The organism is Mesorhizobium sp. M0601, assembly GCF_040320845.1.
In the GTDB taxonomy this organism is placed as follows: Bacteria; Pseudomonadota; Alphaproteobacteria; order Rhizobiales; family Rhizobiaceae; genus Mesorhizobium.
Genome location: NZ_JAMYQK010000004.1, coordinates 254,382 through 270,911, shown reverse-complemented (window position 1 = coordinate 270,911; position 16,530 = coordinate 254,382). Strand labels below are relative to the sequence as shown.

The following is a 16,530-nucleotide window of genomic DNA, read 5'->3' as shown; positions in this document are numbered from 1 at the left end:
GCACCGTCATGTGTCCGCCGCTCCGCTAAACACGGGGGCTGCGCGGCGGACACGCCGACGTCACCGCAATGCCACGCCATTTTGCAGAACTTGACGCACACAACTACTGTCGCCCAATGCGAGGCGCGAGCGGATCGATAGCGGCGCTGCCGAGCCGATCGACGAAGCCTCGCCTCGAACGGCTTGTGCTTGCGTCGAGTCGTTCTCGAGGAAATCCACGCAGATAACCGCGACCGTGCATTCAAGTCATGAGCTTGGGCAGCGCTGCCGACAGTGCATCGACGGCAAGGCGGACTTTCATCGGCAGATGAGGCGTCTGCAACCACAGGGCATGAACGTCGTAGAGAAACCAGGATTGTTCCGACAACAGCGGGACAAGTACGCCGGCTTGAATGCGCTGGCGAACCAGCCAGTATGGCAGCCAGGCGAGCCCCATGCCGGCGGCCGCGGCATCGGCGATGGCATCGAGGTCGTCGAGCCGCAATCTGCTGACTGGCCTGACCTCAATCGCGGGGTGGCCATTGCGCGGAAACAGCCACGGCTGAACGGCACGCCCGGAACGGCGGTAGATGATCGCGTGACGGCTGCCAAGGTCATCTATTTCCTGCGGCTGGCCGTGCCGGTCGAGATAGGACGGCGACGCGCAGACGACCATGTGCTGGCGCGCGATGCGACGCGCCATCACCCCGGCCTGGTCCTCCAGGTCGCCCGTTCTAATGGCAAGATCGCAGCCGTCCTCGGCGAGGTCGGCGATGGCATCGCTGAACGACAGGTCAAGTTCCAGCGCCGGATATTGCTGCGCAAACCCGAACAGGATCGGGGCAACGCAGCGCCGGCCGAAATGCACCGGCATGAGGACACGCAGCTTTCCGCGCGGTTCGGCAAGCTGGTCGGCGGCGAGTGCATCCGCGGCCTCCGCTTCGGCAAGCACCAGCCGGCAGCGTTCATAATAGGCGCGCCCGAAATCGGTCAGGCTTTGGCGGCGCGTGGTCCGGTTGATGAGGCGCACGCTCAGGCGCTCCTCGAGAAACCGGACATGCTTGCCGACCATCGGCCCGGACAGATCGAGAGCCGCCGCCGCGGCTGCGAACGAGCCCAGGTCGACGGCTTTGACGAACACGGCCATGCTCGTAAGGCGATCCATATTCAAAACCTACAGTTTCTGCTGATCTACTCAAGCGGCCATTTATCCGCCTGATGAGCGCTGGCATAGCTGATTCAGTTCAAATATTTTGGAGTTTGACCGATGGCACGTGTCGTTCGCTTTCATGAGCTCGGTGGTCCCGAGGTCCTGCGCATCGAGAATGTTGACACGCCTGCGCCCGCGAGCGGTGAGATTCAGATCCGCGTCAAGGCGTTGGGCATAAACCGCGCCGAGGCGCTGCTGCGTTCGGGGACCTACATCCAGACCGCGCCGTTGCCTTCCGGTCTTGGGCTCGAGGCGGCGGGTATCGTCGAGATGGTCGGCCAAGGCGTGGACGGGTTTGCGCCTGGCGATGCCGTCAGCATCGTGCCGCCATTATCGATGGCCCGCTGGCCCGCCTATGGTGAGATTGCCACATATCCCGCCGAGCTCGTCGTCAAGCATCCACCATCGCTGAGCTGGGAAGAAGCCGCCGCAGCGTGGATGCAATATCTCACCGCCTACGGTGCGCTGATCGACATTGCCAAATTCCAAAGCGAGGACTTTGTTGTCATTACCGCGGCCTCGAGCAGCGTCGGACTCGCCGCGATCCAGATCGCCAACATGATTGGCGCGATCCCGATCGCGGTCACACGGACATCCGCCAAGAAGCGGGCTTTGCTTGAGTTCGGCGCGGCCCACGTCATCGCCTCGGCAGAGGAGGACCTGGAAGCCGGGCTGAAGCGGATCGCCGGCCCGGACGGCGTGCGCGTGGTGTTCGATGCCGTCGGCGGCCCGATTTTCAAGCCTCTGACGGCAGCGATGGCACCGGGTGGCATTCTCATCGAATATGGCGGCTTGAGCCTCGACCCGACACCCTTTCCGCTACCTGCAGTGCTGGCAAAGACACTGACGCTGCGCGGTTATCTCGTCCATGAGATCGTGCGCGATCCGGTCCGGCTGCAGGCCGCCAAGGCGTTCATCCTCGACGGACTGAGCTCGGGTTCGCTGAAGCCGGCAATCGCCAGAACCTTTCCGTTCGACCAGATCGTCGAGGCGCACCGCTATCTCGAATCGAACGAACAGTTCGGCAAGATCGTCGTGACCGTTTGACCGGGCATTTATCGGCCTCACGCCTGCGCGGCCAGCCAGTCCCGCACCTTGCGGGCATTGTCGCTGAGCTCGCGGTTCCTCGACCAGATGACATGAAAGCCCTTGCCGGTCGTCATCGTGTGGCCGGTGACGCGCACCAGCAGCCCTGATGCCAGCAGCCGCTCGGCGAGGTGACCCCAGCCGAGCGCGATGCCTTGCCCTTCCATGACTGCCTGGATCACCAGCGCATAGTCGTTGATGCGCAAGCCGCGTCCGGCATCGGCGATGTCGACACCGGCCGAGGCGAACCATTCGTCCCAGCTCGCGGCCTCGCGAAACGGCTCTTCAAGATGGATAAGGCGGTGCGATTGAAGGTCCGCGACACGCTCCGGCAGCCCGAACCGTGCCACATAACTAACGCCGGCAACGGGGAATATCACCTCATCGGCCAGCGGCAGCGAATGATAATCCGTCCATTCCCTGGGCTCGCCGCCGCGGACGCCGAGCGGGATGTCTTCGGCGATGATGTCGAGATCGCGGTCGGCGGTCTGGATGCGCAGGTCGATGCCCGGCAATTCGTCGCGAAACTGCTGCAGGCGCGGCATCATCCAGAACGAGGCAAAGGCGGTCGAGGCGGCGAGTGTCACATGCGCGCCGACGGCGATCTGGCGCAGATCCTCCGCCGACTTGCGAATGTGCGACAGGCCGAGCGAGACGTCGGCATGGAAGCGGTCGCCGGCCTCGGTCAGGCTGACTTGCCGGTGGCGGCGCTGGAAGAGTTTGGCGCCGAGCTGCTCTTCGAGCCCACGGATCGCATAGGAGACGGCAGCCTGCGTCATGCCGAGCTCGCGCCCGGCGGCGGTAAAGCTCGACAGCCGCCCGGCGGCCTCGAAAACGATCAGGCTGCCGGCCGACGGCAGCAGGTGGCGCAAGCTTCGCATAAGCTGAGCTTATACAAGAGATCAGGATTTTCCAGCGTCACAGCCGCATTTTGTCTGGCTAGATTGGTCGAGACAGGAAGATGGAGCCTTCATGAACGCACCGGCCGTTGAAGTGAGCGAACACACCAACCGCCGCAGCGGCGGCCGCCTGGGGCGCAAGGCGCTGCGGGGCGCACCCATAGCGTCGTTTCCAACCCTGGTCCGTCAGATTCCCGTCTATCAGATGGTCCCGGACGAGGCGGTTGAGCTGATCCACCAGGAGTCGCTCTCCATCCTCGAAGAAGTCGGATGCGAGTTCCGCGACGACGAGGCGATCGCAATGTGGAAGGCGGCGGGCGCCGATGTCTCGGAGACAAGGGTCCGGATCGACCGCGCTCTGCTGATGGAGCTCATCTCGAAGGTCCCGTCGGAGTTCACGCTCAATGCGAGGAATCCCCAGCGTTCCGTACGTGTGGGTGGAAACAACTCCATCTTCGTGCCGATGTACGGGGCGCCTTACGTGCGCGACCTCGACAACAACAGGCGCTACGGCACACTCGCCGACCTCAACAATTTCCACAAGCTCGCCTACATGGCGCCGGCGCTGCACTCGTCGAGCTCGATCATCTGCGAGCCGATGGAAATCGCGGTGCCGAAGCGTCACCTCCACATCATCCATTCGGCGCTTAAGCACTCCGACAAGCCGTTCATGGGCATCGTGACTTCCAGGGATCGGGCCGAAGACACGATGGCGATGGCGGGCATCGTGTTCGGCGAGGATTTTGTCCGCGACAACCCGGTCCTGGTGTCGATCACCAACTGCAATTCGCCGCTGGTGTGGGACGCCACCATGCTGGACGCGATGAAAGTCTATGCGCGCCACAACCAGCCGCTGATCCTCGCCCCCTTCGCCCTTTGCGGCGCCTCGACTTCGGCCTCTGCCGTCGGTGCGGTCGCGCAGGTCAATGCCGAAGCGCTCGCGGGCGTCGCGTTCACACAGCTCCTGCGTCCGGGTTCGCCGCAGATCTACGGACAGTTCATGGTGACGGTCGACATGAAGACCGGCGCTCCCATGGGCGGCACGCCGGAGGCGGCCCAGATGATGTATCTGATGGGCGCGCTGGCGCGGAAGTATCGTCTGCCGTGGCGCACGTCAGGTTTCCACGTCGGCTCGAAGCTGAACGACGCCCAGGCGGGCTACGAGGCGAACATGCTGATGCATGCCGCCATCCTTGCCGGCGCCAACTACATCTGGCACTCCGCCGGTTGGCTCGAGGCCGGCCTGACCTGCGGCTATTCGAAATTTGCCACCGACTGCGAGCAGCTTGTCGGCTGGTACAAATATGCTGGCGGGCTGCCATTCGACGATTTCAAGGAGGCGATGGCGGCTATCCGCGAGGTCGGACCGCAGGGCCATTTCCTCGGCACCCAGCACACGCTTGAACATTTCGAGTCCGCCTTCTTCATACCGAGCATCATGGACTTCAATTCGTTCGAACAGTGGAAGGCGGAAGGAGCAAAGGACCACGACACCCGCGGCCGCGAGAAAGCGCGCAACATGCTCGCCGATTATGAGGAGCCGAAGCTCGATGAGGGCATCGCCGATGGTCTCAAAGATTTGATTGCGCGGCGCGAGGAGAAACTTCCGGACAGCGTTAGTTGATCACGGGCGAAGACCCGATGCGAACCATAAGGGAGGAAAAAATGACACTCTTCAGAAGCAACGGCGATCGCGTACCGAGCGCCATCGAAGCAATGGCCAGCGAGGCGCGCGCCGGTCGCGTCGACCGGCGGGAGTTTCTGGCCCTGGCAAGCGCTTTCGGCGCATCGACGGCCCTTGCCTACGGCATGATTGGACTTGCCGTGCCGGAGCGGGCTTTGGCTGAAGAGCCGAAGAAAGGCGGAACGCTGCACGTTTCGATGTCGGTGAAGGCGCAAAAGGACACGCGCACCTACGACTGGGTGGAACTTGCGAACATTTCACGCTGCTGGCTCGAGCCGCTTGTCCGCTACACCCGCCAGTTTACATTCGAGCCGGTTCTGCTCGAAAGCTGGGAGGTCAACGACGACGCCACCGAATATGTGCTGCATGTTCGCAAGGGCATCGCCTGGAACAACGGCGATGCTTTCAACGCCGATGACGTGGCCTACAATCTGACGCGCTGGTGCGAGAAGGCTGCCGCCGGCAATTCGATGGCCGCGCGCGTCGGTGCGCTGATCGATGCAAAGACCGGCAAGGCCAGGGAAGGGGCGATCACCAAGGTCGACGACAACACGGTGAAGCTGAAGCTGAACGAGCCGGACGTCTCGCTGATCCCGAACTTCACCGACTATCCGGCGCTGGTGGTCCATCGCAACTTCGACGCCGACGGCGCCAATCCGATCGAGAAGCCGATTGGCACCGGGCCGTTCGAACTGGTGTCTTATGCGGTCGGCCAGAAAGCGGTCGTCAAGCGTCGTGAGAATGGCAAATGGTGGGGCGGTGAAGCGCTTCTCGACGGCGTCGAATTCATCGACTACGGAACCGATTTCAACGCCTCGATAAATGCATTCGACTCCGGCGAAATCGACCTCAACTTCGAGACGCCGGCCGACTTCATAGACATCCTCGACAAGATGGGGCTGGTCAAATCGGAGGTCGCGACAGCGACCACGCTCGTCGCCCGGACCAACATCACGAACAAGCCCTATGACGACAAGCGGGTTCGCAACGCCCTCCAGATGGCCGTCGACAACAAAGCGGTGCTCGAACTTGGCTACGCCGGGCGAGGCACTGTTGGTGAAAACCACCACGTCAGCCCGATTCATCCGGAATACTATGCGCTGCCCAAGAAGACACGCGACGCCGCGGGCGCCAGGAAGCTTATGGCCGATGCCGGGCAGGACGACTTCGAGCATGAACTGATCACCGTCGAGGACGATTGGCAGAAGAACACCGGCGACGCTATTGCCGGCCAGTTGCGCGATGCCGGGATCAAGGTGAAGCGCACCGTGCTGCCGGGATCGACATTCTGGAACGACTGGACGAAATACCCCTATTCGATGACCATCTGGTACATGCGCCCGCTTGGCGTACAGGTGCTGGCGCTCGGCTATCGCACCGGCGAGGCCTGGAACGAAACCGGCTACTCGAACCCTGATTTCGACGCCAAGCTCAAGCAGGCTCTTTCGCTCATCGACGTCGAGAAGCGCCGCGAGGTCATGAAGGATATCGAGCAGATCCTGCAGGATTCGGGCGTCATCATTCAGCCGTTTTGGCAGAAGCTGTTCAGCCACATGAACGAGAAGGTGAAGAACTACGGTGTCCACCAAACCTTCGAGATGGATCTCCAGAATGTCTGGCTGAACGCCTGAGTTGCCAGCAGAGGACGCGTTGCAGGATTTCATGGACCGCAAGAAAGCCGACGTGCAAAATGCGTGGTACTGATAGCTTCCGTCAGTGAACAATCGGGGACACCCATGAAACTGCCACTTTTTGTTGCCGCGCTTTCGATGGCCGTGCCGGCGGCCGCGTTTGCCGGCCCTGCTGCCAACGCCGTGAAGTTCTTTTATGTCCCGTCGGTCAAGTTCGAGGCCGATGCGCAATATCGCGACCGCTTCACCGCACCGGTGACGAAACTGTTCGAACTGAACGACAATGCGGCAAAGAACCATCCGGATGAAGTTCCCTGCATCGACTTCGCCCCTGGTCTCGATGCGCAGGACTATGACGAGAAGACCGTGGCCAAGACGCTGACGCTGGCCGAAACGCTGGACGACGACAGCGCCGAGGTGACGGCGACGTTCAACCTTTTCCCGGAAGGCGATGATTCCAAACGCGAAATGGTCTGGTCGTTGAAGAAGATCGACGGCCAGTGGAAGATCGCCGACATTACCTCGAAGACCAGCGGCTGGACCCTGAGTGCGCTCGAATGCCTGGCCGGGCAGTCGCCGGAGTGATGCCGTGCTTCGCTGCCGTCCCTGGATTTTGGCGACTGCGTGCCTGCTGGCCGGATTGAGCAGCGCCGCCGCTCAAGGCCTGTTCGGCGCGCCACCCGCAAACGCGCCGGCCGACAGTGCGGCACCTCCGCCGGCAGTGTCGCCGCCGGCAGAAAACGCGCCGGCCGCACCCGTGCAGCCGGGCTCGCCGACTGCGGTAGTGAAGCCGTTCTACGAGCATGCCGGGCTCGAGGTCGATCCGGCTCAGCGGGGCCATTTCACCGACCCGGCAAAGTCGGTGCTCGACAAGAGCGACGCGCTGCGGAAATCGGGGCAGGGCGAGTGCCTCGATCCCAACATGGCGCTCGACAATTCCGAATACGACAAGGCGGAGATCGACAAGAGCCTGAAAACCATCGAAGCGGTCAAGGGCGACCAGGCCAAGGTCGTCGTCGCTTTTGTCGTCTCCGGCAATCCGCACCGGCTGGAATGGAAGTTCAAAAAGATCGATGGCGACTGGAAGATATCGGACCTGCTCTCGGTGACCGGCGAATGGGCGCTAAGCCAATACCAGTGTGAGTGAGAACGGAACCGATGAAGATCACCAACATCCGCGTCACCCACGTCAACGTCCCGCTCGATGCTCCGTTCTGGTGGACGGCTGGTCTCTACGGCGGCGCCTCGAAATCGATCATCGAGGTCGAGACGGACGAAGGCGTGGTCGGACTGGGCGAGGCGCCATGGTGGCATTTCGGCGAGGTGATCAAGGCCGAGATCGCGCCGGCGCTGATTGGCGCCGATCCGCTCGACATCGCCGACTGCGAGGCGCGCTGTGTGCCGCCCTGGCAGATTACCGCCAACACCGGCGAGAATGCAGCCACGGTGGCGTTCGGCGCCGTCGAACTGGCGCTGTGGGATATAAGAGGCAAGGTCTTCGGCATGCCGCTCTACAAGCTGCTCGGCGGCGCGGTGCGCAAGGACATTCCGTTTTCGGAATATTTCGCCTTTCGCCCCGCTCACGGCGGAGCCGGCGGCGAGATGACCGCCGAAGCGATCGTCGACTACTGTCTCGGCATGCGAGAACAGCACGGCTCGACGATTTTCGAGGGCAAGCTGATCATGGGCGATCCCGAGCTCGAGATCAGGACAGTGCGCATGCTGCGCGAGGCGCTTGGCGATAAAGCCCAGATCAAACTCGATTCCAACATGCAGTGGTCGCTGACCACAGCGCGCTGGGTGCTGCGCGAGATCGAGCCGTTCAACATCCGCAACTACGAGGATCCGGTCGCGACCTTCGAGGAGATGGCTGCGCTGCGCCAGCATTCGCGCATTCCGTTCTCGACGCACATCCCGGATCTCAGACGGGCAGTCGCGCTCGGTGCGCCGGATTACTTCGTCTGCAATTTCGCAGCACTCGGCGGATTGTCGAAAACTCTGAAATTCATCGCCGCCTGTGAGGCGATGGGCAAGGGGTTCTGGTGCTATTCGAACGATCTCGGCATCATGACATCGGCTTATCTGCACGTCGTGGCGGCGACACCGTGGATCACCGAGGCGTCGCAATCCCTGTTTCGCTGGCAGATCGGCGATGTCATCAAGGACGGTCCTTTCCGCCAGACGGGCAATACGGTGCGCGTGCCGGAGGGTGACGGGCTGGGCGTCGAACTCGATCCGGCGGCAATGAAACGCTGGTCAGCGCACTTTACCGAACACGGGCCGATGCACCATTTCAGCGACCCGAACAGCCCCAGCCGCTACCGGCGGCTGCCGCTCAACTGATGCGAAGTGCACGTGACCGATCGATGAGAAGAGGTCCTGTCGTGGTTGCTTTATTCGCGGCGGTTTGCGTCCTGGCCTGCGCTGTCACCTGGGAGGCAGGAAGCCACGCGGTGGCCCGCGTGCCTCAGCAAAGCTTCACGCTGCCTGTGGGGTTACCGGTGGAGCGCATCGTTCTGAAGCGGGAGGGCGCGCCCGACCTTGCCGGTTGGGTGGCGGATCGGCAGGACAGTTGCGGAACAATCGTGCTGTTACACGGACGTGGTTCAAACAAGCTGGCCATGGTTCCAAGAGCGAAGCTGCTTTTCGAAAGCGGCTACTCGATCGTGCTGTTCGATCTGTCGGGACATGGCGAAAGCGGCGGCGATATCAGAGGCTTTGGTTACATCGAACGGCAGGACGCCAGCCGCATCCTCGCCTTTGCCCGGCAACGCTTCGCCGGTCGCAAGGTGGCGGCCATCGGCTCGTCGCTCGGTGCGGCTGCTTTTGTATTTGGCGCTCAGCAGGAGCATGCCGACGCCTATGTCCTGGAGCAGCTCTACGCGACTTTGCTGGAAACCACGGCGTTGCGAGCGCCCTTGCCTATGTTGCGCGACGTACAGGCGACCATCCTCTTGGCGCAGATGCAGCTCCGCCTTGGCTTCGGGGTAGATGATGTCAGGCCGGTCGATCGCATCGGCGCGATTGATCGGCCGATATTGCTGCTAGCAGGCAATTCGGATCCGTTTGTCGCTCGCAGCCAGACACTGGCGTTGAAAGATGCGGCAGGCGCTGACGCAAAGCTGGTCTGGTTCGACGGCGCGCGGCATGTTGATCTCTATCGCTATGACCAACAGCGGTACCGCGACGCGGTGATGCCTTTCCTGGAGACCAACCTGTGCCGGACCGGGATCAGGTGAGCCGCTCCGTCCGATCAGCCGCGCCCGCGATAGGGGGCGACGCCGGTGTCGGGCAGCCACACACCTTCCGGCGGCGCGCCGGTTTGCCAGAACACGTCGATCGGAATGCCACCGCGCGGATACCAGTAGCCGCCGATGCGCAACCACAATGGCTTGGTCGCGGCGATGATGCGGCGGCCGATCATGACGGTGCATTCTTCGTGGAAGGCGCCATGGTTGCGAAACGAGGTCATGAACAGCTTGAGCGACTTCGATTCCACCAGCAGCGCATCGGGTGCGTAGTCGATGACGATATGGGCGAAGTCCGGCTGGCCGGTGACCGGGCAGAGCGAAGTGAATTCCGGGCAGGTGAAGCGAACGATGGCCGGCGGGCCGTCGCCGCGCGAAAACGGCACGGTTTCCAGGACTGCCGCTTCAGGGCTCTGTGGCGCCTCGACGTTGGTGCCGAGCTGGGTGAGGTTTTTCGTATCGGTCATGAGCAGGTTCCTTGCTGCATGTCGCCCAAAACTGCGCAGCGATTTTGGGACAGCGACATGCGTAAAAACAAAATTTGCCGCTCATTAGCACAATTTGAAACAGCAGGAAGACGATGACCAGCAACGACCCGCTCCTCCAGCCCTATCAGCTCAAGCATCTGATGCTGAAGAACCGGGTGATGTCGACCAGCCATGAGCCGGCCTATTCCGAGGACGGCATGCCGAAGGAACGCTACCGGCTCTACCATGCCGAAAAGGCCAAGGGCGGCATGGCGCTGACCATGACCGCCGGTTCGGCGATCGTCTCGCGCGACAGCCCGGCCGCTTTTGGCAATCTGCATGTCTATGACGACCGCATCGTGCCGTGGCTCGCCGAGCTTACCGATGCCTGCCACGAGCACGATTGCAAGGTGATGATACAGATCACCCATCTCGGCCGCCGCACCGGTTGGAACAAGGCCGACTGGCTGCCCGTGCTGTCGGCTTCGCCGGTGCGCGAACCGGCCCATCGCGCCTTTCCCAAGACTATCGAGGACTGGGATATCGAGCGCATCGTAGCCGACTATGCGGCGGCCGCGCAGCGCTGCCAGGCTGCCGGCCTCGACGGCATCGAGTTCGAAGCCTACGGCCATCTGATGGACGGTTTCTGGTCGCCGGCCACCAACCAGCGCGACGACGATTTCGGCGGCTCGCTCGACAACCGGCTGCGCTTCACCGGAATGGTGCTCGACGCGGTGCGTGCCGCGGTCGGCGAAAAGTTCGTCGTCGGCATCCGCATGGTCGCCGACGAGGATTTCGAGAAAGGCCTGTCGAAACAGGAGGGCGTCGAAATCGCCAGGCGGCTGGCCGGCTCCGGCAAGGTCGATTTCCTCAACATCATCCGTGGCTCGATCGAGACCGATGCGGCGCTGACCAAGGTCATCCCGGTGACCGGCATGCGGTCGTCGCCGCATCTCGACTTTGCCGGCGAGATCAGGGCAGCGACGAAATTCCCGACCTTCCATGCGGCGCGGATTTCCGACGTCGCCACCGCGCGTCACGCCATCGCCACCGGCAAGCTGGACATGGTCGGCATGACGCGCGCCCACATTGCCGACCCGCATATCGTCAAAAAAGTGATGGAGGGCCGCGAGCACGAGATCCGCCCTTGCGTCGGCGCCACCTATTGCCTCGACCGCATCTATGAGGGCGGCGAGGCGCTGTGCATCCACAATGCGGCGACGGGCCGCGAGGCTGATATCCCCCATATTATTCCGAAAACCGAGGGACCGAAGCGGAAGGTGGTCGTCGTCGGTGCCGGCGCCGGCGGGCTGGAGGCGGCGCGCGTCGCCGCCGAGCGCGGGCACCAGGTGACGGTGCTGGAAGCATCGAGCCAGGCCGGCGGCCAGGTGCGGCTGGCAACGCAAAACCCGCGCCGCAAGGAATTGATCGGCATCATCGACTGGCGCCTGGCCGAACTCGACCGGCTGGGCGTCGAGATCCGCTACGACAAATGGGCGGAGACGGACGACGTGCTGGCGCTGTCGCCGGACGTGGTGGTGGTCGCCACCGGCGGCCTGCCGCAGAACCCGCCTCTGACGGCGGGCGACGATCTCGTCACCTCGAGCTGGGACATCATGGCCGGCAGCGTCAAGCCGGCCGAGAACGTGCTGCTCTATGACGACAATGGCGGCCATCAGGGCATGGGTGCCGCCGAACTGATCGCCAATAGCGGCGCCAGGCTGGAGCTGGTTTCACCAGAGCGCTTCTTCGCCCCGGAAATGGGCGGCATGAATCATGTGCCCTACATGCGCGCCTTCCAGGAAAAGGGTGTCACGGTGACCATCAACACACGGCTACGTTCTGTGCGGCGTGAAGGCAACCAGCTGATCGCCGAGCTCGCCTCCGACTTCGCCGATGGCTGGCGCGGCGAGCGGCGGGTCGACCAGGTGGTGGTCGAGCACGGCACGCTGCCGCTCGACGATCTCTACCTGGCGCTGAAGCCGCTGTCGAAGAACGCCGGCGCGATCGATTACGAAAAACTGATCAATGGCGGCGACATCTTTCCTGCGCGCAATCCGCAAGGCGGTTTCGTCGTCTTTCGCATCGGCGACGCGGTAGCTTCACGCAATATCCACGCTGCGATCTATGACGGCATCAGGTTCGGCTTGCGAATCTGAGGAATATTTTGGATTTGATTGGTGGCGCGCAGCCGAACCTCCGTACGGAGAGCCACCACGGTACGTCGGTCCGGTCTGCGCGCCGCGCACGCCGCCGGCCATCGCCGGGCACCGTACGATCTTGCGATTGCGGCAGGACGTTCAAAACATCCTGGCGGTGGCCATGCAGAACACGGTGATGACCAGCAGGCCGCCGGCGATGCGTTCGCCCTTTGTCATCTTGGCGCGCAACTGGGTTTGCTTCGCCGCATCAGCGCCGGCCAACTGCCTGCTGGCGGAACCCACCAGCGCGCCCTGAACCCCGGCGGCGATTAACGCCGTCAAGATGCCGAGCGCCAAGACCTTCTCCATCGAGCCGAAAGAGCCGTTGTGGAAGAAATACCACAGCAGCAAGCCGGTGAGGAAAACCACGCCGGCTGCGCCCATTTGCGGCCGGAAGAAACGTTCCGCCCTGATCTCCGGTTCGCGCGCAACCGCGATAGTGGTGCCGGCCCAGAACACACCCGCCATGACGTGAAGGCCGAGGACGATGATGTAGACATATTGCATGACCGCATTTCCTCTCTTGCCCACCGTCAGGCATATTGATAGATATCAAATGATTAGATGTCAACGCATAAGCTCGAGCCGGTTCCATAGGCTTTGCCCTTGTTCTAGTGTCGGATCATGACGCCCTTTGACCGCCCGCCGATCGGGATGAATCTCGCGCGCACCGCCAAGCTGGTTGCGCAGGCTTTCGACGCTGCCTTGGTCGAGGCAGGCGGCACGCTGCCGGTCTGGGTCACGTTGCTGTCGGTCAAGTCGCGGGAGCTGGCCAATCAACGCGAGCTCGCCGGCATGATCGGCATCCGGGGCGCAACGCTGACCCACCACCTCAACGCTATGGAGACGCAAGGCCTGCTGATGCGCCGCCGCGATCCCGAGAACCGCCGGGTTCACCAGGTGGAGCTGACCCAAGCCGGAGAAGCGCTGTTCCTGAAATTGCGCACCGCCGCGTTAGCCTTCGACAAGCGGCTGCGGAAAGGACTGTCCGACGACAGGCTGGCAGAGTTTGCACAGGTGCTGGCCGCGTTGCGGGCCAATGTCAGTTGATACCGATTGGACCGCAACCCTTGTTCCAAGCCGTCTGCAATGTTATATGACCATGGTAGTCATATGCGAGGGTGGCAACATGCGCGAAATTCAGTTGAAAGACGCCAAGGCGACGCTTTCGGCAGTCGTCGATCAGGCAATTGCAGGAGAGCCTGCCATTATCACACGCCACGGTCGGAAGCAGGCCGTCATCCTGTCGTTCGAAGATTATCAGCGGCTGTCTCGGGTGCCGAGCTTCGGGCGGCTGCTGGCGGCTTTTCCCGGGGACAAGGACGACATTCCGCCTCGTTCCCGTAAGCCGGCTCGCAAGGTTGCGTTGTAGCGCGGCGACCAGCCCTGATGTTTCTGCTGGACACCAACATCATCTCGGCAATGGCTCCAGCCAGGAAGGTTGATCGGGCGGCGCTGATGGCATGGCTCGATATGGCGAGCGAATACCTGTTCCTATCCGTTGTGACTGCGTCCGAAATCGCGGCGGGGATAGCGAAGGCGGAGCGCGACGGCGCGACCACAAAGGCCGCGCTGCTACGCGACTGGTGGCAGGCAGTCGAGCACCTTTACGGGGCAAGGATTCTGCCCTTCGATTTGCGAGCCGCGCATGCCGCGGGTTCTATTCTTGATCGCGCAAGGGCTCATCGACCGGGATTTGAAGATATAGCGATTGCTGCTACGGCCGAGGTTCACGGCCTGGTGATACTGACGGATAACGAGCGTCATTTCGCACCACTTGGGGTGCCGATGCTCAATCCGCTGAGAAACCTGCCGCCATTGCAGTAGTTCCGACTTTCCTACGCCCGGCAGCCCTGCAGCACTGTCAGCCTGGCCTTCTTGGGCGTTCGCGCCACCAGCCATTCGCGCACGCTGTCCGGCGGCATCGGGAAAGCGATGGAATAGCCTTGCACCTGGTCGCAGCCGATCGCCATCAGCGAGTCGAGCTCGGCTTCGGTTTCGGCGCCCTCGGCGACGATCGAGATGCCGAGACCGCGGGCGAGCTCGGTGAGGGCACGCACGATCTTGGTGTTGCCGCTGTTCTCGTTGATGTTCTGGACGAAACGGCGGTCGATCTTGAGCCGATCGATCTCGTTTGGATTGACATGGCTGAGCGATGCGTAGCCGGTGCCGAAATCATCGAGCTCAAGATGGATGCCGGCGGCGCGAATGTGCCGCAGCTTTGCCGCGATACCGGTCTTGTCATCGTCGAGAATGACGGATTCGACGATCTCCAGTGATAGTTTGTGCGCTGGCAGGCCAGCCCTCTCCAGCATGTCGAACAGGAAGACTTCGAAATCTGTCTCGCGCAGCTCCGAGCCGGATACATTGACGGCGATCCGTCCGAAGGCGATGCCTGCGCGGTTCCATTCGGCTGCTTCGTTGATCGCCTTGGCAATGACGATGCGGCCGATCTCGGACATCAAGCCGCATTTTTCCGCGATCGGAATGAACTCGCCCGGCGCGATCATGCCGCGCTCGGCGTGTCTCCAGCGAACCAGAGCCTCGATGCCGCTGATGGCGCCGTTCGACAGCGACACCTGCGGCTGGAAATAGACTTCGAACGCCTTCTCGGAGATTGCGGTCCTGATGTCGAGCTCGAGCTGCTTGCGATAATCGAGTTCGCGTCTCAGCTCCTCGGAGAAGAACGACAAGCTGCCGCCGCCCTGCTTCTTGGCGGAATACAGCGCCAGATCGGCATGGACGAGCAGGTCCTGAGCATTGTCGGCATCGATCGGGTAGACCGCAATCCCGGCACTTACGCCCGGATGGATCGTCGTTCCCCGGAAAATGATCGGCTCATTGAGTTTGGCCAGCATGCGCCTGGCGACGATATCGATGTCCTCGGTGCTGCCGGCGTCGTTGAGGACCACAACGAATTCGTCGCCGCCGAGACGCACGTTGAGATCCGACGTACGGCACGAATCACGCATGCGCTGCGCAGCCGCCACCAGCACATAATCGCCGGCGGCGTGGCCGAACGTGTCGTTGATCTGCTTGAACCGGTCGAGATCGAACTGCACCACGGCAACCCGTTCACGCCGTCGCTGCGCAGCATTGATCGGCGTATCGAAATGCTCGGTCAAGAAGGTGCGGTTGTGCAGGCCGGTCAGCCCGTCATGCACGGCGATAAAGGCCATGGAATTGCGCGCATCGACCAGCTCGCGCGTCCTGCGCAGGATGGCATTCGACATTGGCCTGAAAATGAAAAGCGCCACCAGCACGATGACGCCGATGGTCGAGTAGAACAATGTGCGGTTAAGATCGAGAAGTGTTTCGGATCGCTGGTCTGCAAAGGCGCTGATGCGCTGGCCAAGTGCGGCATAGCCCGACAATGTTGCGTTGGCAACGGAAGCGTTCAGGTTGACGCGCTCCTCTCCGCCCTTGTAGCCACCATTGCCGGCCATGTTGAGCCGCGATTCGAATGACGAGATCAGGCGTTCGCCGTTGGCGATAAGCCCGACCGAGAAATAGTCGAGATGGTACGGCTTGGCGAAAAGTACGCTCTCGATCGATCTCGGATCGAACCTTGCCGGCGACGCCGGATCGGCGGCGGTCCGTTCGAGCAGCAGATCGTAGTTCTCCTCGAACTCCACCGTCGCTTGCTTGAGCGCGCTAACCAGGGCCGGCTGCTGGTCGCGTGAGGCGGTACCGGTGGCGCCGGCAAGGAAGACGATGCGCTGCGATAGGGCTTTTTGTGTGCTGACCACATCGAGCAGTGCCTGGTTGTGCTGCTGGGCCGCCATCATCTGCTGCAGCAGGATGAAGGAGGCCACGACCATGGCGGCGATGATCAGCAGAGCCAGCCAGTAGCCGGATTTGATCAGGAGTATGAGCCTGCCCGAAACGGCGTGCACCGGCTGCTGTGACATTTTCTGAGGCGGCCCTCTCGCCAACGAATTCTTGTGCGACAACCTTTGGCTTCAAAGTGTTAACAGGTTTGGGACGGCAGCATGCCGGCGGCGGCGACCGTGGCGAGAAACCCGCAAAGTGGTTATTGCAATCTTTCGCGGCGCCTCCGCATTTGAACATCGTGGCCTCTGCCGTGCCATTGCCGCCACCGAAGCGGTCGCTTTTGCGATGGAT

General features: G+C 62.3%; 16 protein-coding genes. 11 read left to right on the top strand and 5 right to left on the bottom strand.

The genetic code is table 11. The features are described 5' to 3' along the window. Nucleotides 1–241: 241 nt before the first annotated feature. Entirely contained in the window at nucleotides 242–1,144 is a 903-nt protein-coding gene (locus NKI41_RS07060; protein WP_352542338.1) for a LysR family transcriptional regulator, read from the bottom strand. Nucleotides 1,145–1,246: 102 nt separating this feature from the next. On the opposite strand from NKI41_RS07060, the gene NKI41_RS07055 reads away from it, so the two are divergent. After that, the gene (locus NKI41_RS07055) at nucleotides 1,247–2,236 is read left to right on the top strand and encodes a zinc-dependent alcohol dehydrogenase family protein (protein ID WP_352682157.1); all 990 of its coding nucleotides are present in this window, start codon (nucleotides 1,247–1,249) and stop codon (nucleotides 2,234–2,236) included. Between the two features lie 17 nt (nucleotides 2,237–2,253). Here NKI41_RS07055 and NKI41_RS07050 read toward each other — a convergent pair whose 3' ends face one another. Then, nucleotides 2,254–3,156, bottom strand: coding sequence for a LysR substrate-binding domain-containing protein (locus NKI41_RS07050; RefSeq protein ID WP_352682156.1), 903 nt, complete (start codon nucleotides 3,154–3,156; stop codon nucleotides 2,254–2,256). A 91-nt stretch (nucleotides 3,157–3,247) separates the two neighbouring features. Between NKI41_RS07050 and NKI41_RS07045 the strand changes: the two genes are divergently transcribed. The 6 genes from NKI41_RS07045 (at nucleotide 3,248) to NKI41_RS07020 (ending at nucleotide 9,728) form a co-directional block, all read left to right on the top strand. Beyond that, the gene (locus NKI41_RS07045) at nucleotides 3,248–4,798 is read left to right on the top strand and encodes a trimethylamine methyltransferase family protein (RefSeq protein ID WP_352569798.1); all 1,551 of its coding nucleotides are present in this window, start codon (nucleotides 3,248–3,250) and stop codon (nucleotides 4,796–4,798) included. 41 nt (nucleotides 4,799–4,839) lie between these two features. Continuing rightward, nucleotides 4,840–6,489: an ABC transporter substrate-binding protein gene (locus tag NKI41_RS07040; RefSeq protein WP_352682154.1), complete on the top strand. Its 1,650-nt coding sequence runs from the start codon at nucleotides 4,840–4,842 to the stop codon at nucleotides 6,487–6,489. A 105-nt stretch (nucleotides 6,490–6,594) separates the two neighbouring features. After that, nucleotides 6,595–7,074 carry a DUF3828 domain-containing protein gene (locus NKI41_RS07035; RefSeq protein ID WP_352682153.1) on the top strand — a complete coding sequence of 160 codons (480 nt, stop codon included), beginning with the start codon at nucleotides 6,595–6,597 and terminating at the stop codon, nucleotides 7,072–7,074. A 4-nt stretch (nucleotides 7,075–7,078) separates the two neighbouring features. Then, nucleotides 7,079–7,636, top strand: a complete 558-nt coding sequence (locus NKI41_RS07030; protein WP_352682151.1) for a hypothetical protein — start codon at nucleotides 7,079–7,081, stop codon at nucleotides 7,634–7,636. Nucleotides 7,637–7,647: 11 nt separating this feature from the next. Continuing rightward, entirely contained in the window at nucleotides 7,648–8,832 is a 1,185-nt protein-coding gene (locus NKI41_RS07025) for a mandelate racemase/muconate lactonizing enzyme family protein (RefSeq protein WP_352682149.1), read from the top strand. A 110-nt stretch (nucleotides 8,833–8,942) separates the two neighbouring features. Continuing rightward, on the top strand, nucleotides 8,943–9,728 hold the full coding sequence (locus NKI41_RS07020) for an alpha/beta hydrolase (protein WP_352617767.1): 786 nt from the start codon (nucleotides 8,943–8,945) through the stop codon (nucleotides 9,726–9,728). Nucleotides 9,729–9,742: 14 nt separating this feature from the next. Here NKI41_RS07020 and queF read toward each other — a convergent pair whose 3' ends face one another. Continuing rightward, on the bottom strand, nucleotides 9,743–10,204 hold the full coding sequence (gene queF / locus NKI41_RS07015; protein WP_023674394.1) for a preQ(1) synthase: 462 nt from the start codon (nucleotides 10,202–10,204) through the stop codon (nucleotides 9,743–9,745). A gap of 113 nt (nucleotides 10,205–10,317) precedes the next feature. On the opposite strand from queF, the gene NKI41_RS07010 reads away from it, so the two are divergent. Then, a complete protein-coding gene (locus NKI41_RS07010; RefSeq protein ID WP_352473628.1) occupies nucleotides 10,318–12,363 on the top strand; it encodes an oxidoreductase in 2,046 nt (681 codons plus the stop codon). A gap of 141 nt (nucleotides 12,364–12,504) precedes the next feature. Here NKI41_RS07010 and NKI41_RS07005 read toward each other — a convergent pair whose 3' ends face one another. After that, nucleotides 12,505–12,912: a hypothetical protein gene (locus tag NKI41_RS07005; protein ID WP_023674396.1), complete on the bottom strand. Its 408-nt coding sequence runs from the start codon at nucleotides 12,910–12,912 to the stop codon at nucleotides 12,505–12,507. Between the two features lie 117 nt (nucleotides 12,913–13,029). Here NKI41_RS07005 and NKI41_RS07000 point away from each other — a divergent pair, with 117 nt between their 5' ends. The 3 genes from NKI41_RS07000 to NKI41_RS06990 all read left to right on the top strand — a co-directional run bounded on the left by NKI41_RS07000 (nucleotide 13,030) and on the right by NKI41_RS06990 (nucleotide 14,232). Beyond that, nucleotides 13,030–13,455, top strand: coding sequence for a MarR family winged helix-turn-helix transcriptional regulator (locus NKI41_RS07000; RefSeq protein WP_352542347.1), 426 nt, complete (start codon nucleotides 13,030–13,032; stop codon nucleotides 13,453–13,455). A 79-nt stretch (nucleotides 13,456–13,534) separates the two neighbouring features. After that, nucleotides 13,535–13,777: a type II toxin-antitoxin system Phd/YefM family antitoxin gene (locus NKI41_RS06995; RefSeq protein ID WP_352542390.1), complete on the top strand. Its 243-nt coding sequence runs from the start codon at nucleotides 13,535–13,537 to the stop codon at nucleotides 13,775–13,777. A gap of 17 nt (nucleotides 13,778–13,794) precedes the next feature. Then, nucleotides 13,795–14,232, top strand: coding sequence for a type II toxin-antitoxin system VapC family toxin (locus NKI41_RS06990; protein WP_352473630.1), 438 nt, complete (start codon nucleotides 13,795–13,797; stop codon nucleotides 14,230–14,232). Between the two features lie 11 nt (nucleotides 14,233–14,243). On the opposite strand, the gene NKI41_RS06985 is transcribed toward NKI41_RS06990, so the two are convergent. Continuing rightward, a complete protein-coding gene (locus tag NKI41_RS06985) occupies nucleotides 14,244–16,316 on the bottom strand; it encodes a putative bifunctional diguanylate cyclase/phosphodiesterase (RefSeq protein WP_352682147.1) in 2,073 nt (690 codons plus the stop codon). Nucleotides 16,317–16,530 lie beyond the last annotated feature (214 nt).

Excerpts from the sequence above, each read along its gene's own strand:
- NKI41_RS07060 (WP_352542338.1), bottom strand. The coding sequence starts at position 1,144 with ATGGATCGCCTTACGAGCATGGCCGTGTTCGTCAAAGCCGTCGACCTG.
- NKI41_RS07055 (WP_352682157.1), top strand. The coding sequence starts at position 1,247 with ATGGCACGTGTCGTTCGCTTTCATGAGCTCGGTGGTCCCGAGGTCCTG.
- NKI41_RS07050 (WP_352682156.1), bottom strand. The coding sequence starts at position 3,156 with ATGCGAAGCTTGCGCCACCTGCTGCCGTCGGCCGGCAGCCTGATCGTT.
- NKI41_RS07045 (WP_352569798.1), top strand. The coding sequence starts at position 3,248 with ATGAACGCACCGGCCGTTGAAGTGAGCGAACACACCAACCGCCGCAGC.
- NKI41_RS07040 (WP_352682154.1), top strand. The coding sequence starts at position 4,840 with ATGACACTCTTCAGAAGCAACGGCGATCGCGTACCGAGCGCCATCGAA.
- NKI41_RS07035 (WP_352682153.1), top strand. The coding sequence starts at position 6,595 with ATGAAACTGCCACTTTTTGTTGCCGCGCTTTCGATGGCCGTGCCGGCG.
- NKI41_RS07025 (WP_352682149.1), top strand. The coding sequence starts at position 7,648 with ATGAAGATCACCAACATCCGCGTCACCCACGTCAACGTCCCGCTCGAT.
- queF (WP_023674394.1), bottom strand. The coding sequence starts at position 10,204 with ATGACCGATACGAAAAACCTCACCCAGCTCGGCACCAACGTCGAGGCG.
- NKI41_RS07010 (WP_352473628.1), top strand. The coding sequence starts at position 10,318 with ATGACCAGCAACGACCCGCTCCTCCAGCCCTATCAGCTCAAGCATCTG.
- NKI41_RS07005 (WP_023674396.1), bottom strand. The coding sequence starts at position 12,912 with ATGCAATATGTCTACATCATCGTCCTCGGCCTTCACGTCATGGCGGGT.
- NKI41_RS07000 (WP_352542347.1), top strand. The coding sequence starts at position 13,030 with ATGACGCCCTTTGACCGCCCGCCGATCGGGATGAATCTCGCGCGCACC.
- NKI41_RS06995 (WP_352542390.1), top strand. The coding sequence starts at position 13,535 with ATGCGCGAAATTCAGTTGAAAGACGCCAAGGCGACGCTTTCGGCAGTC.
- NKI41_RS06990 (WP_352473630.1), top strand. The coding sequence starts at position 13,795 with ATGTTTCTGCTGGACACCAACATCATCTCGGCAATGGCTCCAGCCAGG.
- NKI41_RS06985 (WP_352682147.1), bottom strand. The coding sequence starts at position 16,316 with ATGTCACAGCAGCCGGTGCACGCCGTTTCGGGCAGGCTCATACTCCTG.